The sequence below is a fragment of the Microbulbifer pacificus genome (assembly GCF_033723955.1).
Lineage (GTDB): Bacteria > Pseudomonadota > Gammaproteobacteria > Pseudomonadales > Cellvibrionaceae > Microbulbifer > Microbulbifer pacificus.
In genome coordinates this window covers 1,615,925-1,642,500 of sequence record NZ_CP137555.1, presented here as the reverse complement: position 1 = coordinate 1,642,500, position 26,576 = coordinate 1,615,925, and the positions used below count along the sequence as shown (strand labels likewise).

Genomic DNA, 26,576 nt, shown 5'->3' with positions numbered 1-26,576 from the left:
TTTATGTTTTAGTGGAAGGTTCTGGAAAGTACCGCGATACAGGGTGATAGCCCCGTACACGAAAAGGCATATTGAGTGAAATCGAGTAGGTCGGGACACGTGTTATCTTGACTGAATATGGGGGGACCATCCTCCAAGGCTAAATACTCCCAGCTGACCGATAGTGAACCAGTACCGTGAGGGAAAGGCGAAAAGAACCCCGGAGAGGGGAGTGAAATAGAACCTGAAACCGTATACGTACAAGCAGTAGGAGCAGACTTGTTCTGTGACTGCGTACCTTTTGTATAATGGGTCAGCGACTTACTGTCTGTAGCAAGGTTAACCGCATAGGGGAGCCGTAGAGAAATCGAGTCTTAATAGGGCGTTTAGTTGCAGGCAGTAGACCCGAAACCCGGCGATCTATCCATGGGCAGGTTGAAGGTTGAGTAACATCAACTGGAGGACCGAACCGACTCCTGTTGAAAAAGTAGCGGATGACCTGTGGATCGGAGTGAAAGGCTAATCAAGCCGGGAGATAGCTGGTTCTCCTCGAAAGCTATTTAGGTAGCGCCTCGCGTCTCACCCTCGGGGGTAGAGCACTGTTTGGGCTAGGGGGTCATCCCGACTTACCAACCCCATGCAAACTCCGAATACCGAGGAGTGCAATCGCGGGAGACACACGGCGGGTGCTAACGTCCGTCGTGAAAAGGGAAACAACCCAGACCGCCAGCTAAGGTCCCAAATACCAGTTAAGTGGGAAACGATGTGGGAAGGCCCAGACAGCTAGGAGGTTGGCTTAGAAGCAGCCATCCTTTAAAGAAAGCGTAATAGCTCACTAGTCGAGTCGGCCTGCGCGGAAGATATACCGGGGCTCAAACTGGTAACCGAAGCTGCGGATGCTCTTTATGGGCATGGTAGAGGAGCGTTCTGTAAGCCGTTGAAGGTGAACTGTGAGGTTTGCTGGAGGTATCAGAAGTGCGAATGCTGACATGAGTAACGACAAGGGGGGTGAAAAACCTCCCCGCCGGAAGACCAAGGGTTCCTGTCCAACGCTAATCGGGACAGGGTTAGTCGGCCCCTAAGGCGAGGGCGAAAGCCGTAGTCGATGGGAAACAGGTTAATATTCCTGTACTTGCAATTGCTGCGATGGAGTGACGGAGAAGGCTAGGCCAGCATGGCGATTGGTTGTCCATGTTTAAGGTCGTAGGCTGGGGGATTAGGCAAATCCGGTCCCCTAAGGCTGAGAACTGATGACGAAGCTTACTTCGGTAAGTGAAGTGGTTGATGCCCTGCTTCCAGGAAAAACTTCTAAGCTTCAGGCAATTGCGAACCGTACTCTAAACCGACACAGGTGGTCAGGTAGAGAATACCAAGGCGCTTGAGAGAACTCTGGTGAAGGAACTAGGCAAAATGGTACCGTAACTTCGGGAGAAGGTACGCCGGTTTTGGTGATGGGACTTGCTCCTTAAGCTGAGGCCGGTCGAAGTGACCAGGTGGCTGCGACTGTTTATTAAAAACATAGCACTCTGCAAACACGTAAGTGGACGTATAGGGTGTGACGCCTGCCCGGTGCCGGAAGGTTAATTGATGGGGTTAGCGTAAGCGAAGCTCTTGATCGAAGCCCCGGTAAACGGCGGCCGTAACTATAACGGTCCTAAGGTAGCGAAATTCCTTGTCGGGTAAGTTCCGACCTGCACGAATGGCGTAACGATGGCCACGCTGTCTCCACCAGAGACTCAGTGAAATTGAAATCGCTGTTAAGATGCAGTGTACCCGCGGCTAGACGGAAAGACCCCGTGAACCTTTACTATAGCTTTGCACTGAACTTTGAGCCTACTTGTGTAGGATAGGTGGGAGGCTTTGAAGCAGGAACGCCAGTTCCTGTGGAGCCATCCTTGAAATACCACCCTGGTATGTTTGAGGTTCTAACTCTGGTCCATTATCTGGATCGAGGACAGTGTATGGTGGGTAGTTTGACTGGGGCGGTCTCCTCCCAAAGAGTAACGGAGGAGTACGAAGGTGCACTCAGCATGGTCGGAAATCATGCAATGAGCATAATGGTATAAGTGCGCTTGACTGCGAGTCAGACATGACGAGCAGGTACGAAAGTAGGTCATAGTGATCCGGTGGTTCTGTATGGAAGGGCCATCGCTCAACGGATAAAAGGTACTCCGGGGATAACAGGCTGATACCGCCCAAGAGTTCACATCGACGGCGGTGTTTGGCACCTCGATGTCGGCTCATCACATCCTGGGGCTGAAGCCGGTCCCAAGGGTATGGCTGTTCGCCATTTAAAGTGGTACGCGAGCTGGGTTTAGAACGTCGTGAGACAGTTCGGTCCCTATCTGCCGTGGGCGTTGGAGATTTGAGAAGAGTTGCTCCTAGTACGAGAGGACCGGAGTGAACGAACCTCTGGTGTTCCGGTTGTCACGCCAGTGGCATTGCCGGGTAGCTATGTTCGGACGGGATAACCGCTGAAAGCATCTAAGCGGGAAGCCTCCTTCAAGATGAGATCTCCCTGAGACTTCGAGTCTCCTAAAGGGCCGTGGAAGACTACCACGTTGATAGGCTGGGTGTGGAAGCGTTGTGAGGCGTTGAGCTAACCAGTACTAATTGCCCGTGCGGCTTGACCATACAACAGAGATGGTTACTAACGATTGAATTGGGTTGTGGCCCAAGAGACACACAAGCAAGATCGACTTGCGGTGTATTACTACAGAATGTTTCACCGATTAATTTGGGGTTATCGCGGTCCGAAGAGACCAGGCAAACAGCGATAACAGGTAGCGCAGGGCAACAATCGCCCATAAGACCAACGCCAACCCAAGCCAGTTTGCCTGACGACAATAGAGTTGTGGAACCACCTGATCCCTTGCCGAACTCAGAAGTGAAACGCAACATCGCCGATGGTAGTGTGGGGCTTCCCCATGTGAGAGTAGGTCATCGTCAGGTTTTAATTCAAAGGCCCAGTCGCTTACGCGGCTGGGCCTTTTTCTTTTGCGCTGTTTTAAAAAAAGGGCCAACCAGAAGACGGCCCTGTTTAATTACGCAATCGAAAATATCCACTATCGCGTCGTTAAAATCAGCACTCTTTCCATTATCCGTCGACGCTTTTTTGAACGTTCTCCAGACCCCAGCAACCACGGGCCTCAACCCCACTATCCCAAACTTATCCCCAGCTCTGTCCAGTGTTTCTGTGAGTAATGCACCTGTGTATAAAAAGAAAAAAGCGAGATAAATCAATTTTTTCGCCAGTCACCGCCGCATCGTATTAACAAGGTGTGGATTACTACCGGCATGATTTTCTGAGGGGATACTCCTGAAAAACCTTAATACTGTCGCCGCTTTTTTAAACGAAAACCTGATCCCTAGTAACCACGCGGTTCAGCCCCGATACCCAATACTTATCCCCAGTTATATCCAGAGATTCTGTGAGTAATACCCCTGTGGGTAACAGGAAAAACAGTAGCAGAATCAATCTCGCAGGCGTCACTCGCAAAAAATACCCCATGTCCGGCGTATTTACGAAAACGTTTATCCATTACCTGCCGATCAGAAGTGCATACTCCAGCCCACAGAGGTTGTCTGGGTGTCGTACTGACCGAGAAAATCTTCGGAGCCGATATCAGGGAAAAGTTCCCACTCCGCGCGCAGGGTCCAGCTGTTGCTGTGGCTATAGCTGACACCGGCGCCATAGCCCCAGTGAAAGCCGCTGGCGTTGTCGCCGAACTTTCCGGATACGGGAATGGCAATTTCCTCAGTGCTGCCATCTTCCATTGGCACTTGAAATATTACCTCTCCATTTTCGTACCTGGTGAACTGGCTCAACCAGAAGCCGCCACCCAGCTTTCCGAACAAGCTGAAACCATTTCTGCCGATGGGGAGGTGTCCGACGACGAATGCATTACCCATGCGGGTTGTTACGCGGTCGCGCACCCGTAGAAAGGGCAATTGTGGATTAGTCACTTCGAACTTGAGGTCCCCCTCCGTCGCTTGCCGAAAGTCGGCCTCAACAGCGAAATAGGGGCTCCACTGCCATCCTCCATAAAGTTTCCAACCGGAACTTTCTTCTTCACAGCTGGAAGTGCTGGCCACCTGCTCTTCAACATTCAGTTGATTTACGAAGCCTTGGCCTTCAGTGCAGAAACCGCTGAGTGTGCCGTTAAGCGCAGCGGCACCACCGTAGCGATGGGAGTAAAAATCGGCGCTGGCGCTATTGGCCAGCAGAGCGGCGGGTACAACAAGCAGAAGGGAGGGCCTGACCATGGCATTACCTGCTGTTGGGATTGGATGGGTTATGCCTCCGCGGGACTCCTGTGCAGAGGGCCGGTGCAATCGCGCACCGGCATCAAACTATCATATTTTCAATTGCGCACGTAATTCCGCCAACTTCTTGGCGTTTTCTGCTTTTGACAAGGGTTGGGCAGGCTGGTGTTCCAGCTGTACTTGTTGTGGTGCGGGCAGGTTCTCTCCCGCCATCAGGCGTTCGCAGATCTTTTTGTAGTGGCTGGCAAACACCGGATAAGCCGAAGATTCGGGATTGTTGGCGAGAAAGAACCAGTCTGAAGCGCGGCCCGCATGGTACACGGCCGGGTGGCTCCATTTTTGGTTTGCTTTCGGGCTGGGTGCGTTACAGGCCTCGCGATAAGCGGCGCGAGGGTCGGGAAGCCCGTGGTCGCCTTCGGCACAGAGCTGCAGCATCTTGTGGACAGTTGGCAGGTATTCGCTCTGCTTGATGGCGCGCTTCGCGCCGGCCACCATTTCTTCAGGGGAAAAGCCGGCAAGGGATTCCAGCCACAGTCGCTTGGCGTGGTTAAGGGTCTGTACATCCGGGAATGCAGCGTTGAACTGATTGTGATAGCCCAGCTTTAACAGGCCAAAAACCTCATTCAGCGCGCGCTTGCGCGCTTCCAGCTCCGGGTTACCAGTTTGTGTCTGTGACGATGTCCCAGACTGATGTATCTCTGGTGCGCTGATTACCTGATTGCCCGTTGTCGTTTTGTTGGCCATTGTGCTGTCCTATTGCAAATTTGTTGCGCTCGGCCCACTGGTAGCGCGCATGGCGCACGAAGACGGCGTCCCAGCTTTTGCGCGCAGCGCCCTGTTCGCGCCAGTAAAGACGAAACTCGGGCACCAGGCCAAGGGCAAATTCGCGGTCGATCTCACATTGATTCAGTAGGTGTCCCAGGCAATCACTGGAAGGTTGCCAGTTGCGGGATATTGGTTTGGCGACGGGATTCTTTTCAATGCCCTGGCAGTAGTAAGCCCACTCCACCCGTGCATATTCAATGAAAAGCTCACCCCAGCGCGCACTGTGCCCGCCGCGTTCGAGCCACTTGTAGATGAATTCAGGCAATAACTCTGCCGCGAAGCTCGGGTTGATTGCCAGGCGGCGCATCTGCTCCCAGGTGTGTTCGCTGGGTTGCCAGTCGCGAGTCATGGGTTCTGGCTTGCGTTTCTCGATGAAGGGCGTTTCCTGTTTTTCCCAGTCTTCCATCACCCAATCATTGAACTCCAGGTCCCAGGAAACCGATTGCTTGCCGCTATTGCGATGGTACTCCACAAAACGCTGCAGGCAGCGACGCACAAACGTACTGGGAACGCCCTCGTCGGCGAGTTTGTTCAACGTGCCCTGATCCGGGTGCCAATCTTCGTGAAGAGGCTGTTTTCGCCCCTGGGTCGCGCGGAAAGCTTCCCACTTGCTTTTGACCAACTTCAGAAATAAGGAACCGAAGGAATGGCGGCTTTCACCGCGGTCTCGCCAGTAGGTGACGAATTCCGGTAATTGCTCGCGCACGAAGTGCTCGGGAATGCCGAGCTGGGCAATGCGGGCGAGGGTTTCCGCATCCGGTCGCCAATTGGGGCCAATCTGGTTGGCATTGCGGGCGGCGGGCGCTTGGGACGGACGCGCCGGTTGGCCTGCGGTGCGAACGGGAAAGGCGAATTTGAGCAGGTCGCTACTGCCAAAGGGCGCTGCACCGAGCAGGATCGCCCCCTGATTGCGCAGGCTGGTAGCCACTCGCTGGATATCTGCCGGCTCCCAGAAGGGCAGTAACTGTTTCAATTGGCTGCCTTCCACTGAATACCAGTCCCGCCCCGGGTGACTCTCCGATGTCAAAAACGGTACCAGGTCACCCAAAGCAGTCAGTAATACCGCCTCCTCCAGGCCAAGTGTTGTGGCCAAAGTCGGGGAGATACTGAGGGGGCGTTCTGGTAACAGGGGATGAATCATGACGGGATTCTAACACTGACGTACCGGCACTGGCACAACCCCGAGAGGGGACCTGACAGTCAATCGCGCAGCTACCGATACCGCTCATCCTGCGGATACCAGGCTTCCGGGCTAAGGTATAAAACTGCGCGCGAGCTGGAAATCTGCCCTCAGGCGCTTGCGTTACCTCGGTGGGAAGCTTTTACATTGCTTGAGAAACCTCTAATGAAGGGCTGCAACTGGTATGAGTGGACAGCAACAGACATTTACCTTGAGTGGCGCCTCCTGCGCGGGATGCGTCAGGAAAATTGAGAGTGCGCTAAAGGCTGTAGATGGCGTAGACGATGCCAGAGTTAATCTCGCGGAGAGGACACTTACAGTAACTGGGAGTGTCTCTTCCCCAACGTGTATTTCCGCGGTGGAGTCCGCGGGCTATGGTGCCAAACGGGCCGCCGCTGATCCGCGCAAGCAACGGGAGCTTCAGCGGGATAAGGATCGGCAGCATTTCCGCAAACTGATGTGGCGCTCGGGGCTGGCGCTCGCGCTGGGCATCCCCCTCATGCTGTGGGGCCTGATAACCGGTGAAATGTCAGTGAACACTTCCACGCAGCAACTGGCATGGGGTTGTGTGGGGTTGATTACGCTGGCGGTGATGGCGTTTTGTGGGGGCCACTTCTTCACCGGCGCGTGGAAAGCCTTCCGGCACCACAATGCCAATATGGATACCCTGATCGCGGTAGGGACCGGGGCTGCCTGGCTGTTCTCGATGGCGGTGGTGTTTTTCCCCCACTGGCTTCCCGAATCTGCCCGGCATGTCTACTTTGAGGCCAGTGCCATGATCATCGGCCTGATCAATCTCGGGCAGGCGCTGGAAGTGCGCGCCCGTGGTCGTACCAGTGCCGCGGTTGAAAAACTACTGGAATTACAGGACCCGACTGCCCGAGTGGTGAGCGAAAGTGGGGAAGTGGATGTACCTTTGGAAGAGGTACAGGTCGGTGACCAGGTACGGGTGCGACCAGGGGAAAAAATCCCGGTGGATGGGCAGGTATTGGAGGGCAGGAGCAGCGTGGATGAATCCATGCTGACCGGCGAGCCGGTACCGGTAAAAAAAGCTGCAGGGGACAATCTCAGTGCCGGCACACTCAACAAAAACGGCACTCTCCTGTTTGAAGCAAAAAAAGTAGGCGCCGAGACCCGGCTGGCGCAGATCATCGAGATGGTGCAAAACGCCCAGAGCTCGCGCGTACCCATCGCGCGGCTCGCGGATACCATTTCCGCCATTTTCGTCCCCACCGTCATGATCATTGCGATCATCGCAGCCCTCGTCTGGTTCAACTGGGGGCCGGACCCGCGCGCCGCCCACACACTGGTGGTACTGACTTCCGTACTGATTATTGCCTGCCCCTGTGCACTGGGGCTCGCCACACCCATGTCGGTGATGGTGGGTGTGGGGAAGGGCGCCGAGCACGGGGTTCTGGTGCGCAATGGCAAAGCGCTGCAGCAGGCCAGCAACCTGACAACCCTTGTGGTTGATAAAACCGGGACCCTCACCGAGGGCGCACCAAAGCTCACGGATATTGAGACCGACGGCGATGTCGACGAATTGCTGACTCTGCTTGCCAGCCTGGAACGCCATTCAGAGCACCCGCTCGCGGAAGCGATTGTTGACGCGGCCCGAGATAAAGAACTGTCGTTACACGAAGTCGAAGATTTCGAAGCAATCACTGCGCACGGTGTACGTGGAAAGGTGGATGGTAGACTCGTGCTGCTCGGCAACCGAAAACTGATGTCCCGCGAAGCGATCGAGCCGGGAGACTGGCAAGCCCGTGCAGAGGATCTTGCTGCGATGGGGCGCACCGCTATGTATGCCGCCGTCGACAATCAAATGGCCGGCGTGATTGCCGTGGCAGACCCGATACGAAAAGACGCCAAAGACGCCGTCGCGCGCCTCAAAAACCTTGGCCTCAAGATCGAAATGCTGACTGGCGACAATCAGGCTACGGCAGACGCGGTGGCCAAACAGTTGGGGATAGAAAGCGTACATGCCGACCTGCAGCCCGAAGACAAGGAAAAAATAATCGGAGAACTGCAGCAGAAAGGTATTCGTGTGGGTATGGCCGGAGACGGCATCAACGATGCACCGGCGCTGGCGCGAGCAGACGTCGGATTTGCGATAGGGGCTGGTACCGATGTGGCTATTGAAACGGCGGATGTGACCCTGATGCGCTCGTCCCTGCACGGTGTAGCCGATGCGATTGAGCTTTCCAGGGCAACGCTGCGTAACATCAAACAGAATCTGTTTGGGGCCTTCATTTACAACACCCTCGGGATTCCGGTTGCCGCCGGCGTGCTGTATCCGCTAACCGGAATGCTGCTGAGTCCAGTGATTGCCGGTGCAGCGATGGCATTTTCCTCGGTCACCGTCGTGAGCAATGCCAACCGGCTGCGGTTGTTTAAACCTTCATCTGCACAGGAGGTCCGGCCATGATGAGTGTATTGATCAATGTACTTGGTCTGTTGCTGATCACTGGAATTGTCTGGTGGTTCTGGCTGGCCGGGCGCAAGTCGCCGTTGCAGCATTACCAGGAATCTCTGGTGATACAGGTAAAAGATGGTGTCTACGAGCCGGACCGAATTGAGGTGCCCGCCGGTCGGGAAATCACCCTTAGTTTTCAGCGGGAGGATGCGAGCCCCTGTGCGGAATACGTGGTGTTTTCCGACCTGGAAATCAGTAAACAACTCCCGCTAAATCACATCACCGAAGTGCAATTACCTAAATTGGAAAAACGTGAATACCCGTTTACCTGCCAGATGAAAATGTATCGCGGAATACTGGTCGCCAGTTAAACGTAGGCGAATTAGTGGCCAACGTTCGCTGTTTCAAATCGAAAAACTTAGAAGGTCCGGGGCAGAATTCTGCCCCGAAATAAACATGCGGCAGTTGGTTTAAGCCAGTTCTGGCTGCTCCACTGCCTTGCAGCTTTCGACGTGTGGGGAGTGTTCTCCAACAACTTCATCCGGTCTGACCTTATGCAAAATGGCGTAGAAAACCGGAACGGCGATCAGTGTCAGTACCGTGGCAAACCCAAGGCCACCCATGATGGTTGCCGCCATATCTGCAAAGAACGCGTCGAACAGCAGCGGAGACATCCCCAGAATCGTGGTGACTGCCGCAAGAAAAACTGGACGCAGACGGCTGACACAGGCCTGCTGGATGGCGGTCAGGCGCGGCAGGCCGGCGTGGGTCTGGACTTCGATTTCATCCACCAGCACTACGGCATTTTTGATCAGCATGCCTGACAGGCTGAGCACGCCGAGTAGCGACATAAAGCCAAACGGCAGGCCGCTGACAAGCAACCCGACCACTACGCCGACCAGACTCATGGGCACCACCAGCCAGATGATTACCGGTTCTTTGACAGTACCAAACAGCAGCACGGTAATCAGGATCATCACCAGGAAACTGAGCGGCAGGCGTGTGCCGAGGTTTTCCTTGGACTCTGATGATTTCTCAAAAATACCGCCGATCTCTACCCGGTAACCGGGAGGCACCTGCAGGTGTTCATATCCATCGAGTATGTGCGCGGAGGCATTCATTGCATTGACGCCGGCGGTCACATCGCCACTGACGGTAATCGTGGGGATGCGGTTGCGACGATTGATCAGGCCATCTTCCGCTGTTGTTTCGAATTTCTCCACCAGCTGACCCGCGGGAATATAGTCGCGCTGGCTGGCGCTCCACACCAGACGATCTTCCAGCGAGCCGACCTGATTGCGGTCGCTTTCGGGCAAGCGTGCGATAACAGGAATGATGCGGTCACCGCTCTCGATATTGCCGAGTCGGTAACCGGAAGTGGCGAACTGGACCGCGCGGCTGACATCGGCGCTGGTCACACCGGCGACCCGCGCGCGCTCGTCATTGATGTGCGCGCGGATCACTGGCTCCCGCTCGCGCCAGTCGTGGCTGACGTTATCCAGGCCTTTTTCGCGGAATATCTGTTGCAGCTGCTCGGCCATTGCGCGCAGTACGGTGTGGTCCGGCCCGGAGATGCGCACCTCGACGTCCGGCGCGTTCCCGGGGCCGAAAGCCATCTGTTTGAAGGTAACCAGGGCTTCCGGGTGTTTTTCCCGCAATGCCTGTTTTGCCCGCTCGATCAGTGCCGGAATCTGTTCGCGGTCGTGGGTTCGCACGATCAGCTGACCATAGGCAGCGTTGGGCGCGCCCGGTGCGTAGGTCAGCATAAATCGGTCGGCACCGCGCCCGGCGACGGATGTGACCCAGGAAACTTCCTCTTGGGACTCCATGTACTCCACGGCCTGCTGCAGGGCCTTGTCCGTGCGGTTGATATCACTGCCCTGGGGCATGTGGTAGTTCACAAAAAACATTGGTGTGTTGGAGCTGGGGAAAAACGCCTGTTTCACCAGTCCGAAGGACATGTAACTGATAACGGTCACCGCCATCAGTAGCGCCACCGTAATTCTGCGGTGATTCAGTGCCTGTGAGAGTACTCGTGCATACATACGGTAGAGCTTGCCATCGTACATGTCATCCGATCCGGCGATCCTGCCGGGCTTGAACAGGTGATTGCCGACAAACGGGGTTACGGTAACCGCCAGCACCCAGCTCAGTAGCAGGGAAATACCGATCACCGCGAACAGGGAAAACAGGAATTCGCCGGTAGTGTCCGGGGACAGGCCGATGCCGGAAAAGGCCATGATGCCGATGATCGTCGCACCCAGTAATGGCCAGAAAGTCTGGCGTACAACTCGGTTGGCCGCACTCTTGGGCTGTTCGTTTTTCTGAACACCGATCAGCATACCCTCGGCCACCACGATGGCGTTATCCACCAGCATGCCCATGGCGATGATCAGGGCACCAAGGGAAATCCGCTGCAGGCTGATCCCGAACATATTCATGAACAACAGTGTGCCCATCACCGTCAGGCCCAGCACCGCGCCGACCACCACACCGGCACGCCAGCCCATGAAAACACACAGCACCAGAATCACGATGGCGACAGACGACAGCAGGTTGAACAGGAATCCGTCGACACTCTGCTCCACCACGTGGTGCTGTTCGTAGATCGGGTGCAGCTCGACACCGAGCGGTAATCCCTGCTTCAACTGTGCAAGTTTTGCTTCCACCGCTTTGCCGACGTCGACAATATTCGTGTTCTGGTTGCCGGCAACGCCGATCAGGATTGCGGGCTTGCCATTGAAACGGGCGATGAAACCCGGGCTCTCGTCGTAGGCGAGGGAAACTTCGGCCACGTCCTGGACTGTCAACATCGCGGTGGAACCGGGCACACCAAACAGGATATTGCGTACTGAATCTAGGTCAGTGGCCGGGCGGTTGACGGTAATGCGCGTGCGCAGATCCCGGTTGCCTACTTCTCCCGATTGTTCGGTACTGATTTCCGAATTGATTACCTGGGAAAAATCGTCGAGGGAAAAACCGAGTTGTGCGAGACGGGATTCGTCCACATCCAGGTAGGCGACCTCATCGATGATCCCTGAGTGCGATACACGGGCAACGCCCTTTACGGTAAGCAATTCTCGGCGTACCACCTTGGAGATCTCGCGCATTTCCGATGGCGAGAAACTCTCGCCGGTCATCGCATAGTAAATGCCGTACACATCGCCAAAATCGTCATTGACCACCGAAGGTTGCGCACCTTTGGGAAGCGAGGATTGGGCATCGTTCACCTTGCGGCGCAGTTCATCCCAGATCTGCGGAAGTTCTTCTGAAAGGTACTCGTCCTTGATCTCGATATTGATTTCCGAAAGCCCGGTGCGGGACGTGGAAGTAATGCGCTTTAGCTGCGCCATCTGCTGTATGGCAATTTCGAGTTTCTCTGTGACTTCCTCTTCTACCTGACGTGCGCTGGCGCCAGGGTAGGAAGTGAATACGCGAGCCTGCTTGATGGTAAATGCCGGATCCTCCAGGCGGCCGATGTCCAACAGCCCCCAGAGTCCACCGAGCAAGAAAATCAGAATCAAGGTCCAGCTGTACACAGGCCGGTCAATGAACAAATCAGATATTTTCACGAGTGTTCTCCGAATACTTCACTGCCTGCGGTTCAGATGCCGGTCTGCTTTGCGTAATTACGCACTTGAGCGCCTTCATACAGGTGCTGACCACCAGCGGCGACAAGGTTCATTGCGGGCTCCAGGCCCGAGGTTACCTGTACCTGTTCACCGTCGGTGCGTCCCAGCTCTACCGGTGTCCGGTTGACCCGCTGTTCGTCATTGATCACCCACACGAAAGCGGTGCCGTCGGCAGCGGTCTGTACCGCGGAGAGTGGGATGCGCATGGCGCTCTTGGCGGTATTGAATTTCAGGTTAACCCGTGCGGTCATTCCCGGGAGTATCTGTACCTGCTCGGGACGCGGCATACCCAGCTCGACCACATAGGTTTGCGTGACTTCATTGGCTTCCGCCTGTAGCTCGCGGTATTCGAGGGGAAATTCTTTGCCCGGTAGGAACTCGAAAGTCGCGGTAATGGCATCCACCTGCGACCGGTCTACGGTGGCCAGCAGTTTTTCTGATACCGATACCTGTATTCGCACTTCGGAAATATCCTGCAGGCGGACAATGCCCTGGCCGGTCTGCACATTGGTGTGATTTTCCACGAGCCTCTTGGTCACAATGGCATCGAAGGGCGCGCGCAGCGTTGCGTAGGCGAGTCGCTGCTCGGCATTCTCGAGTGCGACCTTGGCCAGGTTGTAATTGCTCTCGGTCTCGTCCAGTGCCTGTACGGAAATGATTTTGCGCTCGGCGAGAGAGCGCTGGCGCTCAAGGGTTTTCTGTAGAAGTTCCAACCTTACCTGCGCTTCTTTTACCTGCCTGCGGTAATCGCGATCATCCAGCGCAGCAATGATCTTGCCCTTCTGAACTACTTCACCTTCTTTCAATGGGAGTGTGTCCAGCTGGCCACCCACCTGAAACGACATATCCAGTGCCTGCACGGCCTTTACCTGCCCGGCAAAGTGGCGCAGCCCGCTGTTGCCGTTACTGGCTACCGTGGCGACTTTTACTGGCCACTGGCGCTCCGCCTCGCTCGCGTCACTCTTGGAGTCAGTACATCCAGCAAAGCCGGCGGCCGCGGCGATGAGCAGCAGGAGTGATGGGAAACGGAAACTACCGGTCAGTTTCATGTGTGATATCCATGGGTTATGTGTACAGATGGCCAAGACCTAGAGTACGGGGACAGGCTTCAGTTCACTACTGATGCGCACTCTCCCGCAGGTGACGGTGTGTCGTGCAGTTTATGGGGGGAGCGGCGAGGATAGGAATAGACGAATCTGTTTATATATGGACAATTGTATTGTTGTAGGGAGAATGGTCAGTTAGGAGCGAAGATTTGTGTCTGCACACCAAAGAGTGTCAGAAGTAGAAAATTTGAGGGTATATGTGCAGTGCGTGGACGGGCGTGAGTATGGCTGGTATATCGGATTCTGTTCTACAGGCCGCCACACTATGGAGGATACTATCTGGTCAGCAGGTTCCTGAGCAGGCGGTGGCAGCCTCCTTGGCATATCTGAGCCGGCGGATCAGTGATATTGCCCCAGGCCTGCTGCCGGGGTGGTCCGGGGCGCGTTTGCGGGAACTGTTTCTCACGCAGCCGAATGCCCACAGCTTTATCGAGCGCTGGCGCAGCAAATTCATGCCGGAAGTTACCCTGGCCCCGTTGCAGGTGGTGACCTTTCTTAATGAGTTCCTGGCTACCCATCAGCTGGTGGACAACTACTTTGAATCCCTCACCATTTTTGGAGCCAGCCGCCGCAAGCGGGGCGAACTCGGAGATATTCAGGTCAGTCGGCCACTGGGCAGTAGCAGCAGCTGGTGCCTGATGTTTACCACGGAAGGTAGTGGTGAGTTCAATTGTATCCGCCAGACGTTTGTTTCCAGTCCGGGGGATATGCTGCTTCTCGCCCCGGGCGCTCTGTATGAATTTCGCCGGCATCACGAGGATGCGCTGTGGGAATCTTATTGGTTTTACAGCAAACCCCCAGAGGCGGTGATGAACCGGCTGAACTGGTCGGAGCTGGGGCCGTATATCTATCACCAGCGCGTCCCCGTCGGGGAAATTCAGCGAATCAAACACATATTCCAGCAGATGTTTGAGTTGGAGTCGCCGACCGAGGATCTCTCCCAGGCCATCGTTGAAAACCTGGTGGAGCAGATTTTCCTGTGGAGTTTTCAATATGCACATCGTTCAGGTGGTGCAATTCTGGATAGCCGAGTGAAAACAGCGCTGAGTTTTATCAGTGACCACCTGTATGAGGATTTCACTATTGAGGACGTGGCCAGTGCATCCGGCCTGTCGCGCGCGCGCCTGTCGAAATTATTCAAGGCCTATACCGGGCGCAGTATTTTGCAGTGGCGAGACGAGCGCAGAATGTCTGACGCCTGCCATGCGCTCGCACAAGACAATGCGAGTGTGCAGGCAGTGGCGCACGTGGTGGGCTATGACGACCCGCTGTATTTTTCCCGCAAGTTCACCCAGATCGTGGGGGTGAGTCCGCGTCACTATCAGCGGGCGCGTCAGCGGCCCAGCGCGGAGGAATGACGCCCTGGCGCAAAGTCTGTTGTGCTTTCCAGATCTGGCCCCCTGTTTTGGTGGAGCTGGTTTTTTGCACCGCGAAAATTGATAAAAGCCATTTTTACTGATCATTTCCTCTGGATTGAGTCGCTGTATGGCGCGATCTTTTCGGGTTGGCGTTGTAAAACAATAACTGGGGAAGCGAGGAGGCATGATGGCGTTTGTCTGGAAATGGACGGTCCGTTTTCTGGGGGCGGTATTGGCATTGTCGCTATTGTTTGTGCTGTATGGTGGCTTCGTATACCGGGATCACCAATTGCGTGATACCGAGTTTTCCCAAGGGGTTTCCTACCTGAATATCGGGCCGGCGGAAATTGCCTACCGTGCCAATGGCCTCGATCGTGAGGGCAAAACGCCGGTCATTCTGCTGCACGCGATGTTTTTCCATATGGGCATGTGGGACGACTGGGCGGAAGAATTGGCTCGCAACCGACCGGTTTATCGCTTTGATGTGCCCGGCCATGGCCTGTCGTCACTGGCGGAGGATGGTGACTATTCCCTGCAGAGCACGGTGAATGCACTGCAGGCCTTCATGGATCATCAGGGCATCGACAGGGCTATCTTGGTCGGCGCATCCATGGGCGGTGCGACCATGTTCAACTTTGCCGCCGAATACCCGCAGCGGGTCGAAAAACTCGTGCTGGTGAATTCCGGTGGGCTCGAAGGTCACGATAAGGCGGACAGCAGTGGACTGCCGGACGGGGCTTACTGGGTTCTCAGGTATCTGCCGGACTGGTCCCTGAACCGGTTTGTCGACTGGCTGACTGCGGACAATCAGGCGAGTGATGCGTTTAAATCAGGGTTTATCCAGACGTTCAGAAATCTCGACATCCGGCGCGGGATTATCGGGCGGATGCAGGATTTCAAGTCGCCCGATACGGAAGCCGTGCTGGCGGAAATCCAGGTGCCGACGTTGGTGATGTGGGGAGAGAAGAATCCGCAGCTGCCGGTGGCCCAGGCACAGCGATTCAAAACACTGATTGAACACGACGGCAATCCGGTGATGCTGCGAATTTACCAGGGTGCCGGCCACCTGTTACCCGCTGAAGGAATGGACTCTCCTATCCAGGATTTGCTGGCATTTATTGACCAGGAAGGTGGTGAATGAGAATGCTCAAACGATTTACCCTGGCGGTTGTTGTGCTGCTCGTCGGCGGCTGGTTGCTTTATATTTCGGCGTTCAAACCTGCTCCCCTGACGTTGCCAGAGGCCAAGTTGATGCCGAAAGATGCGGATGTATCGGCCATCTATGGTTTCGCCCCCGGGCCCCATGAGGCGAAGGTTATTCCGGAAATGACACTCTCCACCGGGGACGGGCCTTTGACCCTGACGGCTTTCTATCCCGCAACCGAGGGCAGTTTTCCGTTGGTGGTGTTTTCCCACGGTAATTTTTCCAATCGGCGCGCCTACGACCGCATCATTCTCCACTGGGTCAGCCACGGCTATGTCGTACTGGCCCCCGATCATATGGATGCTGGCGGCCTGCTGAATGGAATTGTGGCGATGACCCGCTATGGCAAGGATGGGGTGATGCAGCAGCGCCCCCGGGATCTGATCAATATTCTCGACGGCCTCGATTCCCTTGCGGCTCAATCTGCAGAATTGGACCGGCGTATTGATCGCAACCGGGTGGCCTCTGCCGGCCACAGCTTTGGGGCATTTACCGCGCAGATGCTCGGCGGTGCCGACGCTGCGGTTCCCGGAACAGACACGCGCCTACGAGACCTGGATACGCGTATACAGGCGGTGGTGGCCTTCAGCCCGCCTGGGCCCATGTTCGATATGGTGGATCAGCAGAGCTGGCAAAACATGAAAGTTCCGCAGCTAGTAACCACGGGTACCTGGGATGTGGAAGCGCGCTTTTTCCGTGACTGGCGACTGCACGCGATGAGTTACGAGCGCGGGGTAAAAGGTTTGAACAGTCTGCTGTTGACCGAGGGGACCGACCATTATTTCGGTAATTTGATTTGTCGGCTGGAGCGGGAGGTGGCACCGCAGTCGGATGCGCTGATGATGGCCAATGCCGTCAGCCTGGCCTTTCTTGATACGCAATTGAAGGGAAATAAGCAGGCAAGGGCCTTCATGGCCTCGGATGCACTGGGTACCGTTACCGAGGGTTTTGCACTGGTATCCCAGCGTTAGCGGAACATTTACCAGCGATCCGAGGAGTCCGCCTTGCGGCGGACTCCATCATGACTCAGAACCAGGCGTGCAATCCGATCACCCAGGTGGTCTCGCCGCTGGACTCCCCCGCGTCACGCAGGAAGTCGGCGGTGTTGCCGAATTTCTTTTCGTAGTGGACACCGACATAAGGTGCAAACTGCGGGGTGAACTCGTAGCGCAACCGCAGGCCGGCTTCGATATCGGATAGCCCGGAACCGGTGTGGGTGTCGCGATCGTTCTGGCCGTAGAAATTCATTTCAATTTCCGGGCTCAGGATCCACTGCTGGGTGAACAGCAGTTCGTACTCCGCTTCCAGGCGCAGGGCACTGTCACCGTCTTCACCGAGAAACAGCGTCGAATCCACTTCGAAGAAATAGGGCGCAAGGCCGTTGAAGCCGATGGCCGCCCAGTTCTTGCTGTCGCCGTATTCCAGTATGAAATCGTGGCGTACCCCCACCTTTAAATCCCAGTAGGGAGCAACGGCGCGGCTGTAGAGTGCCTGCAGTTCCGAGTTGCTCGTCTCACCGTCCTCACGCTCGACTTCGGTCTTCAGCCACAGCTTGTTGAAGTCGCTGCCAAACCACAGGTTGCCCTTGAGCGCACTGCCTTCATGCTCGCGCGCTTCCAGTTGGTCGATGGTGACCTTGGTCAGCAGTACCTCGTGATCCATCACGTGGTCGGGCTGGTTGGGCGCGTTGTGCAGGCTGTGGTCCATTCCATACATGCCGGACATATCGTGGCCGCTGTGATCCATCTCGCCCGTGCCGGACATGTCGTGGCCGCTATGATCCATCTCCCCCGTGCCGGACATGTCGTGGCCACTGTGATCCATCTCGCCCATGCCAGACATGTCGTGGCCGCTATGGTCCATCTGCTCGCCCTGTTGATCCTCCTGGTGTTCTTCAGGATGTTCTTCGTGTTCCTGGGCAAAGGTCAGCGGGGTCGCCAGTATCGGCAGCAGCATGGCGCAGTAGAGTAATTTCTGTTTCATGTTCAACTCCTCAAACCACGCGCACTTCGCGGAACATGCCGGGCATGTGGTACAGCAGGTGACAGTGATAGGCCCAGCGGCCATAGGCATCCGCCGTCACCAGATAACTGATGGTGGAGCCGGGCTGTACCAGGATGGTGTGCTTGCGCGGGATGTACTGCGGGTCACCGGTTTCCAGTTCACTCCACATGCCGTGCAGGTGGATCGGGTGGGTCATCATGGTGTCGTTGACCAGGGTGACGCGCACGCGCTCGCCGTATTTCAGCATCAGGGGCTCGGCATCGCTGAACTTGATGCCGTCCATGGACCACATGTAGCGCTCCATGTTGCCGGTAAGGTGCAGCTGGATTTCCCGCTCCGGTTCGCGCCGGTCGATGGTGGGAGTGAGATTGCGGATATCTGCATAGGTGAGTACACGGCGACCGTAGCGCGTCTGGTGATCACGCAGTCCAATGCCCGGATCGTGCAGGCCGTTGGCGGGCATTTCCGCGCGCATATCGACACCGGGTCCATACTCGCTGGCGTAATGTCGCACCGGGGCGTTGCTGCCATAGCCGGCGCGGCCGAGTCCGGTCGTTTTTCCGGGAATTTTGTGGCCGGCATGCTGGCTATGGTCCATGCCGCCCATGTTGCCCATATCGTGACCGCTGTGATCCACGCCACCCGTGCCGCCCATGTCGTGGCCGCTGTGGTCCATGTCACTCATACCGCCCATATCGTGGCCGCTGTGGTCCATGCCACTCATACCGCCCATGTTGTGGCCGCTGTGGTCCATGCCCATATCGCGGTGGGTGAGCACCGGGGCGTAATCCATGGCAGGCACTTCCGCACGCAGGTCCGGGTGCGGGGTCAGGGTGCCGCGGGCAAAGCCGCTGCGGTCGATGGTCTGGGCAAACAGGGTGTAGGCGCGGTCATCCGCCGGCTCGACGATGACGTCGTAGGTCTCGGCAACACCGATGCGGAATTCATCCACGCTCACCGGCTCGATGTTCTGGCCGTCGCTCGCCACCACCGTCATCTTCAGGCCGGGGATGCGGATATCGAAAATGGACATGGCAGAGCCATTGATAAAGCGCAGGCGCACTTTTTCGCCCCGTTTGAATTGCGCCATCCAGTTGGCGTCCGGGGTCTGGCCATTCATCAGGTAGGTGTAGGTGTAGCCGGTGACGTCGGAAATGTCGCGGTCGGACATGCGCATCTCGTTCCACATCTCGCGGTCGCGCCAGGTCTGGGCCACGCCTTTCTGGCGGATCTCCTGCCACAGGTCGCCGGCAGTGCGGCGGCGGCGATTGAAGTAATGGCCTTCTTTTTTCAACTTGGCGTAAATGTCCTGGGGCGAGTCGTCGCTCCAGTCAGAGAGCAGTACCACGTAATCGCGATCGCAGGAGATAGGGTCCGGCTCTGCGGGGTCGATTACGATGGCGCCGTAGTGGCCGATCTGTTCTTGGAAGTCCGAGTGGCTGTGGTACCAGTAGGTGCCGCTCTGATTGACCTCAAACTGGTAGCGGAAAGTCTCTCCCGGGCGGATGCCGTTGAAGCTGAGCCCGGGCACGCCGTCCATACCTGTCGGCAGGATGATGCCGTGCCAGTGGATAGAGGTGTCGTGGGCCAGGTGGTTGGTGACATTCAGGGTGACGGTGTCGCCTTCCTTCCAGCGCAGGATCGGTCCTGGCACCGAGCCGTTGGTAGCCACCGCCGTGCGCTCGCGGCCGGTGAAGTTCACCGGAAGGTAATTCACGTGCAGGTCGAACTGGTTGCCGCGCAGGGTCTGCGGTGCGGCACTAACGCGCGGTGCTGCAGCACTGGCGCCTACCGGCATGCCCAGCATTGCTGCGCCGGCGGCCATGCCGGTGACAAAGCGCCGGCGAGACAGTTGTGGCATCACCGGCGCAAAGGAACTCTGGGGTCCTCGGGACTTATTCATGGGTACCTCAGTGCTGATGTTCTAAATGATCGATGCTGGCATAGACGGAGGTGCTGCCGTCGTTGTGCAGCAGCAGCACTTTGTACGGGGTGAAGCGGTCGCCGACTTCCATTCCCGGGCTGCCGAGAGGCATTGCAGGTACCGCGAGGCCGCGCGCGCCGGCAGGCGGGTTCTGCAGGAACTGGCGGATCAGTTTTGCCGGGACGTGTCCCTCGAAAACATAGCCGCTCGGCGACACGCTGGTGTGGCAGGACTGGAACTCAGGGGCTATGCGGTACTTTTCCTTCACCGCATTCAGGTCGTCGACATTCTGGGCGTCGACGTCGAAACCGTGTTTGCCGGCGTGCTCAACCCACAGTTTGCAGCAGCCGCAGGCGGCACTCTTGTAAGTGGTCAGGGCAGAGGCGCTCGCTGCCGGAGCGCTTACCGTCGCCGCCTGGCCGTTATCGTCGTCAGTCGCGTGGTCGTGATCGGCCTTGGCACAGGCGGTCAGGGTCATCAGTACGGCAATCGCGAGGCTGCCGAGAAAGACATTCCGTTTCATAAGTTTTTCTCGATGTGTTCTGTTCGTATCGGGTGTGCAGCCGGGTTCCGGGAACATGGCTGCGGGCGGGCCAAAAACCGCGAAGCAGCGTGCTCTCGCTAGTTGGCAGTATTTATGAGGGGATTAACGCGCCAGCTGGGGCGCGGGTTACCCGGGTCAGGCAGACCTGGGTGGTTTGATGGCGGACTCGGGCTCGGCGGACGAGGCGAGCGCCGTATAGGTCATGGGGTGTGTTGTACGTGGCAGGGCGATCCCGGTGGACTCTGCGGGCGGCAATACCGTTGCACAATGGCTTGGGCAGCAGGTGCAGGCCTGGCCGCAGTCATCGCTGGTGGACGTGGACATGTCGGCGCAGTGCGCGTCGGCTTTCGCCTTCTGCGGAGAGGCCATATCGCCGCAGTGGTTGGCTGGCATCGGCGCACTGCCAGCACTGGCGTGCTCGGCAGTGTGCCCGTGATGTGGCTCGGCAGCCAGTGGTTCGGCCGCCATATTCATGGCCGCGGGAGCATGCATGTCCGCGCACGGCTGTGCTGCCACCTGTCCGAAGACAGACAGCAACAGAATGATTGCCATGAACCGTGCGATGAATTTCTGCATGTCAGCCAATATTCAAATGGATGTCGAAGGTTAGGGGCTGGCTGTCGACTTGGCAAGTCGACAGCACTGTTCCAGACGTTAATCGGTATCAGCTACCAAAATCGTCAAACGCGATTTGCTCCTCGCGCACGCCGAGCCCGGTGAGCATGGCGATCGTCGCTCGCAGCATGGTGGGCGGGCCGCACAGGTAGAACTCGCAGTTGCCCAGGTCTGGATGCTGGCGCAGGTAGGTGTCGGCGGCGATATCGCTGATATAGCCGGTGGCACCCTGCCACTGGTCTTCCGCGCGCGGCTCGGACAATCCGAGCTGCCAGTGGAAATTCTCGAGGGTCCGCGCCAGCGCATCAAACGCATCCGCGTAAAACACTTCCCGCAGGTTGCGCGCGCCATACCAGAAATGTATCGGTCGCTGGGTGCCGCAGTTGCACAGCTGGTCGATGATCATCGAGCGCAGTGGTGCCATGCCGGCACCGCCACCGATCAGGATGATCTCGCGCTCACTGTCCTGTACCCGGAAGCTGCCGAAGGGGCCGCGCAGTTGTACCTGGTCACCGGGCTGCAGGCTAAACATGTAGCTGGAACCGGCGCCCGCCGGCAGTGTATTGCTGCCCGCGGGGGGTGGCTGGATACGCACATTCAGCAGGATGGTTTCTGCACCGTCGGCGGAAGAGGACTCTCCCGGCGCGTTGGCCATGGAGTAGGAGCGGCGCAGGGCCTGGTGATGATTGGCCCCACCGGCGTCGAGCCAGGGCTGCCAGTCACCGCGGAAGCGCTCTTCCACCGGAGTCTCGGCCAGACGCAGCGTGTGCGGGGGCACTTCCACCTGCACGAAGCCACCGGCGAGGAACGCGAACGGGCGGCGGCCCCGGGGGGCCAGCCAGATTTCCTTGATGAACGGGGTCACAAAGCGCGTTTCCAGAACCTCGGCGGTATAGGCGTCGGCCTGCAGCACGCTTTGGTCGAGTATCAGTTGGGTAGCCGCGGTCGCGCGCTGCTGGCAGGCGAGGCGCATGCCGGATGCCAGCTCGCCGGCAGAAAGCTGGGCTCTCTCACTGTTGCTGATCGGCGCATCCGGTGACAGCTGCACCTGGCAGAGGCCACAGCTGCCGCCGCCACCACAGTTGGAGGGCAGCTGGATACCGTTGGCGGCGAGTCCGTCGAAAAGGGTGACGCCATTGGCGAGCGCCAGCTCCTGCACCGGTGTCGACGCCGGGTCGAGCAGCGTCACGACCACCTTGCTGCGGCGCAGCTTGGCAACAAGATTGAACTCCTGACGGGTAAAGCTGGTAAGCAGCATTACAAAACCGGACAGGGACAGCAGCAGGGCGCCGATACCGAAGGCCACAACAAACGGATTGTTGAAATCCTGGCGCTCGGTGTAGTCCATGATGTGCAGCATCCAGAAGATATCGAACAGCCGCCAGGTATCGTTGCGGCGCTCGAGCACACGACCGTCCTCGGCCGAGATATACAGGCTGGTGCCGTAATCATCGGCGATGTCGACCCGCCACAGTGGCCCCGGGTGACCACGGGACTCCAAATTCGGCTGTGGCAGGCGCGTCGGGGTGCCGATCAGGCTGTCGTCTCCAGCGTAATCCCGCGCGGCGATGGCCACTGCCATGGCGGCGTCAATCACCAAGGGATCGCCGTTGAGCGCGTCACGCAATTCCACCCCTTCCGCTGTCTGCACCCGGTATACCGGGTGGTCGAACCCCGGTTGCAGGCGGATATCGAAAATCGTACTGCCGCTATAGTGCCGGGCAATCTCCCCATGAGATACCAGCGGCTCGCTGCCGGGAATCGGCACGGCCTGCTGGCGCTCCACCAGATGGCGACCGCTGACGATATTGGAATCGAGCAGCGCGAACGCGAGGCCGCTGGCCAGCCACAGTGCCAGCTGCACACCGATGACGAGGCTCAGCCATTTGTGCGCCATCTTGATGAAATTCATAGCGCACCTCCTGCCGCCGCCGTGGTACTGGCGGTTTTGTTCCTGCGGCCGAAGCTGTAGAAGAGCAGGATCAGGCCGGCGAGAACCCCGGTGAGGCTGACGATGGTCACGGTCAGCAGCAGCGGATTGTGGATATTCTCGCGCTCCTCGTAATCCATGATGTGCAGCATCCAGAAGAAATCGAAGGCGCGCCAGTAATTGTGGCGGCGGGTGGCGAGCGCACCGGTATTCGGGTCGATGTAAAAGCTGGTGCCGTAGCGGTCGTCAAAGTTGACCCGCCACAGGGGCAGGGCTCGCGCGCCTATCTCTGGGGGCGGATTTTCTGCAATCAGTACGACCGAAGATGCCGGCAGGCTGCCGGCGTAGTAGTGTTCCGCTAGTGCGCGGGCGCGATCGCCGTCGATGGGGGACACCTTGCTGCCGCTGCGGGCATCGATCAGGTGTGCGCCGTCATCGGTGTGAATCACATAGTGGGGGACAGTCTGCAGTGCCTTGAGCCGGATCGACTTCACGCCCTGAAAGCGTTCGAGCAGTTCTGCGGTGGGGGTGAGTTGACCCCGGTCTGCCGGCAGTGGCTCGCGCAGGTTCTGGACCAGGTGATCGCCATGGATGAAGTCCAGGTCCATGACCACCATGTAGACGCCACTCAGGGTCCACAACAGGGCCTGGATACCGACAAACAGAAACAGCCACTTGTGGACCTTTCTGGAGAGAGAAGCGGGTTTCATTATCTTTCTTGTACCGATCACTGAGCACTGGGAAATCTAGAACTGCTGCAGTGTATTGGCGCAGACCGTGAATGTCTCAAGATGACCAGTCAAAACCTCTGCGAATACTCTCCGCAGGCAGCTCCCCGACGGCCGGGTCGGTGCTGGCCAGGGCCAGATGCAATTGGGTGGTGTCTGGCTGCGGGTGCATTGAGTAATAGAATTGCCAGGAATCGTGGGTATCCGGCAGGTCCTTGTCGAATGCCACGCCCCGCCCGAGGTGGAATTCGGCCAGATTAATCCGTCCCAGCCCCTCCGAAATCCCGGTACCCCGCGCCTTGAAGAACGCCTCTTTCATGGTCCACAGGCGGTAGAAGTGCATGGGCATCAGCTCAAGGGGCGGCGATTCCAGCAGCGCACATTCCTCGGGGTGGAAGTAGTGACGGGCGATACGCAGAAAGTCCCGCGGTTTGCTGGGTTGTTCAATATCGATGCCGATGGGTGCCTCGCAGGATACCGCCAGCGCAAGCCATTGCCCGCTGTGACTTAGGCTGAAGTGCAGTTCCGGGAAGTCCGCCAACAGCGGCTTGCCACTGGGCAGGCGGTCAAACCTGAGACTTTCCGGCGACCGGCCGCTGATTTTTCCGAGCACGCTGCGCAGCAGCACCCGACTCAAAAGAAATTGATGCTGGGCCTCTGCGCTGCGGTAAGTCTCACGGCGCTGGAGTTCTTCGACGGACAGCAGGGCGGCGAGATGCCGGGCCTCTGGACTGTCTGGTGGAATGGTGTCGCTGCGAAGCAGCCAGACTGCGGGAAGTGTCATCGGCACAAACTAATCGGGAAGGTTCAACAATGCTAAGTGTTGCAGGCCGCTGTTGCCACCGCATAACCAGCCGGTGACTAGGTAGATGTCCCCTTTCTAATTCGGCGGGTTTTGGCTGAGGACCTCGTGGGGGTACACTCAGCGCCTTCGCAGGATGCTGCTTGTAATTTCGCCTGTCGCGACATCCTCTCAATTTGAAGGCCCGGAAGGGGAAAGCCTTGTCCAAGAAATCCAAAACTGCCTTTGTCTGCAACGAGTGCGGCGCCGATTACAGCAAATGGGCGGGGCAGTGCGGCGCCTGTGGGGCGTGGAACAGCCTGAGTGAAGTGCGCCTCGGCCCCGCACACACCGACAGCCGCGCGGCGAACTTTACCGCGTCCCAGTCCGGCTATGCCGGCGCCGCAGGGCAGGGCAAGGTGCAAAAGCTTTCCGAGATCGACCTCAGCGAGCTGCCCCGTATTGCCACCAACGCCAGTGAGCTGGACCGCGTGCTGGGCGGCGGCCTGGTGCCGGGTTCGGTGGTGCTGATTGGCGGCCATCCCGGCGCCGGTAAATCCACCGTGCTACTGCAAACCCTGTGTCACCTCTCGCAAAAACTGCCGGCGCTCTATGTGACCGGTGAAGAATCCCTGCAGCAGGTGGCGATGCGGGCCAAACGCCTGGGTCTGCCCGCAGATCACCTGCAGATGCTGTCGGAGACCAATGTGGAGCAGATCTGTCTCACCGCCGGCGAAGTCAAACCCAGGGTGATGGTGGTGGACTCGATCCAGGTGATGCACATGGCCGAGGTGCAGTCCGCACCGGGCTCGGTGGCACAGGTGCGCGAGAGCGCCGCCTACCTCACCCGCTTCGCCAAGCAAACCGGCACCGCGCTGATTCTGGTGGGCCACGTCACCAAGGACGGCACCCTCGCCGGCCCCAAGGTGCTCGAGCACATCATCGACTGCTCCATCATGCTCGAGGGTACCCACGATTCCCGCTTCCGCACTTTGCGCGCACACAAAAACCGCTTTGGCGCGGTGAACGAGCTGGGGGTGTTCGCGATGACCGAACAGGGCCTGAAGGAAGTGGCCAACCCCTCCGCGATCTTCCTGCAGCGCGCGGACGAGATTGCCGCGGGCTCGGTGGTGACGTCGGTGTGGGAGGGCACGCGCCCGCTGCTGGTGGAACTACAGGCGCTGGTGGACGACAGCAGCCTTGGCAACCCGCGCCGGGTGGCGGTGGGGCTGGACCAGAACCGTCTGAACATGCTGCTGGCGGTACTCCACCGCCACGGCGGTGTGCTGGTCGGTGACCAGGATGTGTTCATCAATGTGGTGGGCGGCGTGAAGGTGGTGGAAACCAGTGCCGACCTCACCCTGCTGATGGCAGTGGTGTCCAGCTTCCGCAACCGGCCGTTGGCGCGTGATCTGATGATCTTCGGTGAAGTGGGACTGGCCGGTGAAATCCGCCCGGTGCCGTCCGGCCAGGAGCGTTTGCGGGAAGCCGCCAAACACGGCTTCCGCAAGGCCATCGTGCCCGCCGCCAACCGTCTGAAAAACGATGTGCCGGGCATGGAAATGGTGGCGGTGAAGACGCTGGCGGAAGCGCTCAGTGCGCTGGATATGAGCTGATCGTTGTCACTACTTCCTGTGATCCGTGCTCCATGCTCAGGCGGGCTGCGGTTTGGAAAAGTGATACATGGCCAAATAGGCGAGACCGATACTGAATGGTATTGCTGCGACCCCAAGCATTGCCAAAAAAGCCTGGTTACTGGGATCCGGGACAAAGAAACCGAGCAAGGCCATGCCCAATGCGCAAGCCATCCAGACGATGCCGCGCCGCATATCCTGTTGCGGGTGGCGCTGGCTGGCTCCGAGCTGCTCAATCAGTTTGGGCGGGAGCTCGACACCCTTGTCCAGTGCCAGGCGCAAGGTTTGCTGTACTTCCAGGTTTCGTTTCGCACGAAAGTTCAACACCATCCACAGCGACATGCCAATGAGCAGGAAAAAGCCGAGGGGAATAAGCAGCGCGAGAGTGTCTTCGTTCATTAATCTTCTCCATTGGTGATCATTCACATTCAGTGATTGCTGCCGGTATGA

Annotated in this window: 20 protein-coding genes and 2 rRNA genes (1 of these 22 cut by a window edge); 8 read left to right on the top strand and 14 right to left on the bottom strand. The window is 57.8% G+C overall.

Annotated elements, in window-relative coordinates:
- Window positions 1-2,613: ribosomal RNA gene (locus R5R33_RS07230) — 23S ribosomal RNA — on the top strand; it begins 273 nt to the left of the window's first position.
- Window positions 2,614-2,815: 202 nt separating this feature from the next.
- A 5S ribosomal RNA gene (gene rrf, locus R5R33_RS07225) occupies window positions 2,816-2,931 on the top strand.
- A 6-nt stretch (window positions 2,932-2,937) separates the two neighbouring features.
- Here the strand turns inward: rrf and R5R33_RS07220 are convergent.
- From R5R33_RS07220 to R5R33_RS07205, 4 genes are all read right to left on the bottom strand, one after another.
- Entirely contained in the window at window positions 2,938-3,222 is a 285-nt protein-coding gene (locus R5R33_RS07220; protein ID WP_318955352.1) for a hypothetical protein, read from the bottom strand.
- Window positions 3,223-3,531: 309 nt separating this feature from the next.
- Complete coding sequence (locus R5R33_RS07215) at window positions 3,532-4,245, bottom strand: outer membrane beta-barrel protein (protein ID WP_318955351.1); 714 nt, start codon at window positions 4,243-4,245, stop codon at window positions 3,532-3,534.
- 90 nt (window positions 4,246-4,335) lie between these two features.
- Window positions 4,336-4,989 (bottom strand): replication protein P, encoded by a 654-nt coding sequence (locus R5R33_RS07210; protein ID WP_318955350.1) that lies wholly within the window; start codon window positions 4,987-4,989, stop codon window positions 4,336-4,338.
- Complete coding sequence (locus R5R33_RS07205) at window positions 4,901-6,043, bottom strand: DnaT-like ssDNA-binding domain-containing protein (protein WP_318955349.1); 1,143 nt, start codon at window positions 6,041-6,043, stop codon at window positions 4,901-4,903. Before R5R33_RS07205 ends, R5R33_RS07210 begins: the two co-directional genes overlap by 89 nt.
- Window positions 6,044-6,434: 391 nt before the next feature.
- On the opposite strand from R5R33_RS07205, the gene R5R33_RS07200 reads away from it, so the two are divergent.
- Together R5R33_RS07200 and R5R33_RS07195 are read left to right on the top strand one after the other, a co-directional pair.
- Window positions 6,435-8,678 (top strand): heavy metal translocating P-type ATPase, encoded by a 2,244-nt coding sequence (locus tag R5R33_RS07200; RefSeq protein ID WP_318955348.1) that lies wholly within the window; start codon window positions 6,435-6,437, stop codon window positions 8,676-8,678.
- A complete protein-coding gene (locus R5R33_RS07195; protein WP_318955347.1) occupies window positions 8,675-9,037 on the top strand; it encodes a cupredoxin domain-containing protein in 363 nt (120 codons plus the stop codon). Before R5R33_RS07200 ends, R5R33_RS07195 begins: the two co-directional genes overlap by 4 nt.
- Window positions 9,038-9,136: 99 nt before the next feature.
- Here R5R33_RS07195 and R5R33_RS07190 read toward each other — a convergent pair whose 3' ends face one another.
- Both R5R33_RS07190 and R5R33_RS07185 read right to left on the bottom strand, forming a co-directional pair.
- Entirely contained in the window at window positions 9,137-12,238 is a 3,102-nt protein-coding gene (locus tag R5R33_RS07190; protein ID WP_318955346.1) for an efflux RND transporter permease subunit, read from the bottom strand.
- 32 nt (window positions 12,239-12,270) lie between these two features.
- Window positions 12,271-13,347: an efflux RND transporter periplasmic adaptor subunit gene (locus R5R33_RS07185; RefSeq protein ID WP_318955345.1), complete on the bottom strand. Its 1,077-nt coding sequence runs from the start codon at window positions 13,345-13,347 to the stop codon at window positions 12,271-12,273.
- Window positions 13,348-13,721: 374 nt separating this feature from the next.
- Here R5R33_RS07185 and R5R33_RS07180 point away from each other — a divergent pair, with 374 nt between their 5' ends.
- The 3 genes from R5R33_RS07180 to R5R33_RS07170 all read left to right on the top strand — a co-directional run bounded on the left by R5R33_RS07180 (window position 13,722) and on the right by R5R33_RS07170 (window position 16,937).
- Entirely contained in the window at window positions 13,722-14,762 is a 1,041-nt protein-coding gene (locus tag R5R33_RS07180; protein WP_318955344.1) for a helix-turn-helix domain-containing protein, read from the top strand.
- 187 nt (window positions 14,763-14,949) lie between these two features.
- Entirely contained in the window at window positions 14,950-15,903 is a 954-nt protein-coding gene (locus R5R33_RS07175; protein WP_318955343.1) for an alpha/beta fold hydrolase, read from the top strand.
- The gene (locus R5R33_RS07170; protein WP_318955342.1) at window positions 15,900-16,937 is read left to right on the top strand and encodes an alpha/beta hydrolase family protein; all 1,038 of its coding nucleotides are present in this window, start codon (window positions 15,900-15,902) and stop codon (window positions 16,935-16,937) included. The genes R5R33_RS07175 and R5R33_RS07170 overlap by 4 nt, the downstream gene beginning before the upstream one ends.
- A gap of 55 nt (window positions 16,938-16,992) precedes the next feature.
- Here R5R33_RS07170 and R5R33_RS07165 read toward each other — a convergent pair whose 3' ends face one another.
- The 7 genes from R5R33_RS07165 to R5R33_RS07135 all read right to left on the bottom strand — a co-directional run bounded on the left by R5R33_RS07165 (window position 16,993) and on the right by R5R33_RS07135 (window position 24,495).
- A complete protein-coding gene (locus tag R5R33_RS07165) occupies window positions 16,993-17,949 on the bottom strand; it encodes a copper resistance protein B (protein WP_318955341.1) in 957 nt (318 codons plus the stop codon).
- A gap of 10 nt (window positions 17,950-17,959) precedes the next feature.
- On the bottom strand, window positions 17,960-19,873 hold the full coding sequence (locus R5R33_RS07160) for a copper resistance system multicopper oxidase (RefSeq protein ID WP_318955340.1): 1,914 nt from the start codon (window positions 19,871-19,873) through the stop codon (window positions 17,960-17,962).
- 7 nt (window positions 19,874-19,880) lie between these two features.
- On the bottom strand, window positions 19,881-20,417 hold the full coding sequence (locus R5R33_RS07155; protein ID WP_318955339.1) for a DUF411 domain-containing protein: 537 nt from the start codon (window positions 20,415-20,417) through the stop codon (window positions 19,881-19,883).
- 156 nt (window positions 20,418-20,573) lie between these two features.
- On the bottom strand, window positions 20,574-21,014 hold the full coding sequence (locus R5R33_RS07150; protein WP_318955338.1) for a hypothetical protein: 441 nt from the start codon (window positions 21,012-21,014) through the stop codon (window positions 20,574-20,576).
- 88 nt (window positions 21,015-21,102) lie between these two features.
- Entirely contained in the window at window positions 21,103-22,965 is a 1,863-nt protein-coding gene (nqrF, locus tag R5R33_RS07145) for an NADH:ubiquinone reductase (Na(+)-transporting) subunit F (RefSeq protein ID WP_318955337.1), read from the bottom strand.
- Window positions 22,962-23,693: a hypothetical protein gene (locus R5R33_RS07140; RefSeq protein WP_318955336.1), complete on the bottom strand. Its 732-nt coding sequence runs from the start codon at window positions 23,691-23,693 to the stop codon at window positions 22,962-22,964. The genes nqrF and R5R33_RS07140 overlap by 4 nt, the downstream gene beginning before the upstream one ends.
- A gap of 76 nt (window positions 23,694-23,769) precedes the next feature.
- Window positions 23,770-24,495: a 4'-phosphopantetheinyl transferase family protein gene (locus R5R33_RS07135; protein ID WP_318955335.1), complete on the bottom strand. Its 726-nt coding sequence runs from the start codon at window positions 24,493-24,495 to the stop codon at window positions 23,770-23,772.
- Between the two features lie 218 nt (window positions 24,496-24,713).
- Between R5R33_RS07135 and radA the strand changes: the two genes are divergently transcribed.
- Window positions 24,714-26,108: a DNA repair protein RadA gene (gene radA, locus R5R33_RS07130; protein ID WP_318955334.1), complete on the top strand. Its 1,395-nt coding sequence runs from the start codon at window positions 24,714-24,716 to the stop codon at window positions 26,106-26,108.
- A 36-nt stretch (window positions 26,109-26,144) separates the two neighbouring features.
- Here the strand turns inward: radA and R5R33_RS07125 are convergent, their stop codons facing one another.
- Window positions 26,145-26,525 (bottom strand): DUF6249 domain-containing protein, encoded by a 381-nt coding sequence (locus tag R5R33_RS07125; protein WP_318955333.1) that lies wholly within the window; start codon window positions 26,523-26,525, stop codon window positions 26,145-26,147.
- Window positions 26,526-26,576 lie beyond the last annotated feature (51 nt).

Bases quoted from the DNA above. Each gene is read 5' to 3' on its own strand.
- R5R33_RS07185 (WP_318955345.1), bottom strand. From the start codon at position 13,347: ATGAAACTGACCGGTAGTTTCCGTTTCCCATCACTCCTGCTGCTCATC.
- R5R33_RS07175 (WP_318955343.1), top strand. From the start codon at position 14,950: ATGGCGTTTGTCTGGAAATGGACGGTCCGTTTTCTGGGGGCGGTATTG.
- R5R33_RS07165 (WP_318955341.1), bottom strand. From the start codon at position 17,949: ATGAAACAGAAATTACTCTACTGCGCCATGCTGCTGCCGATACTGGCG.
- R5R33_RS07170 (WP_318955342.1), top strand. From the start codon at position 15,900: ATGAGAATGCTCAAACGATTTACCCTGGCGGTTGTTGTGCTGCTCGTC.
- R5R33_RS07200 (WP_318955348.1), top strand. From the start codon at position 6,435: ATGAGTGGACAGCAACAGACATTTACCTTGAGTGGCGCCTCCTGCGCG.
- R5R33_RS07135 (WP_318955335.1), bottom strand. From the start codon at position 24,495: ATGACACTTCCCGCAGTCTGGCTGCTTCGCAGCGACACCATTCCACCA.
- R5R33_RS07125 (WP_318955333.1), bottom strand. From the start codon at position 26,525: ATGAACGAAGACACTCTCGCGCTGCTTATTCCCCTCGGCTTTTTCCTG.
- R5R33_RS07150 (WP_318955338.1), bottom strand. From the start codon at position 21,014: ATGCAGAAATTCATCGCACGGTTCATGGCAATCATTCTGTTGCTGTCT.
- R5R33_RS07140 (WP_318955336.1), bottom strand. From the start codon at position 23,693: ATGAAACCCGCTTCTCTCTCCAGAAAGGTCCACAAGTGGCTGTTTCTG.
- R5R33_RS07155 (WP_318955339.1), bottom strand. From the start codon at position 20,417: ATGAAACGGAATGTCTTTCTCGGCAGCCTCGCGATTGCCGTACTGATG.
- R5R33_RS07160 (WP_318955340.1), bottom strand. From the start codon at position 19,873: ATGAATAAGTCCCGAGGACCCCAGAGTTCCTTTGCGCCGGTGATGCCA.
- R5R33_RS07195 (WP_318955347.1), top strand. From the start codon at position 8,675: ATGATGAGTGTATTGATCAATGTACTTGGTCTGTTGCTGATCACTGGA.
- R5R33_RS07210 (WP_318955350.1), bottom strand. From the start codon at position 4,989: ATGGCCAACAAAACGACAACGGGCAATCAGGTAATCAGCGCACCAGAG.
- nqrF (WP_318955337.1), bottom strand. From the start codon at position 22,965: ATGAATTTCATCAAGATGGCGCACAAATGGCTGAGCCTCGTCATCGGT.
- R5R33_RS07215 (WP_318955351.1), bottom strand. From the start codon at position 4,245: ATGGTCAGGCCCTCCCTTCTGCTTGTTGTACCCGCCGCTCTGCTGGCC.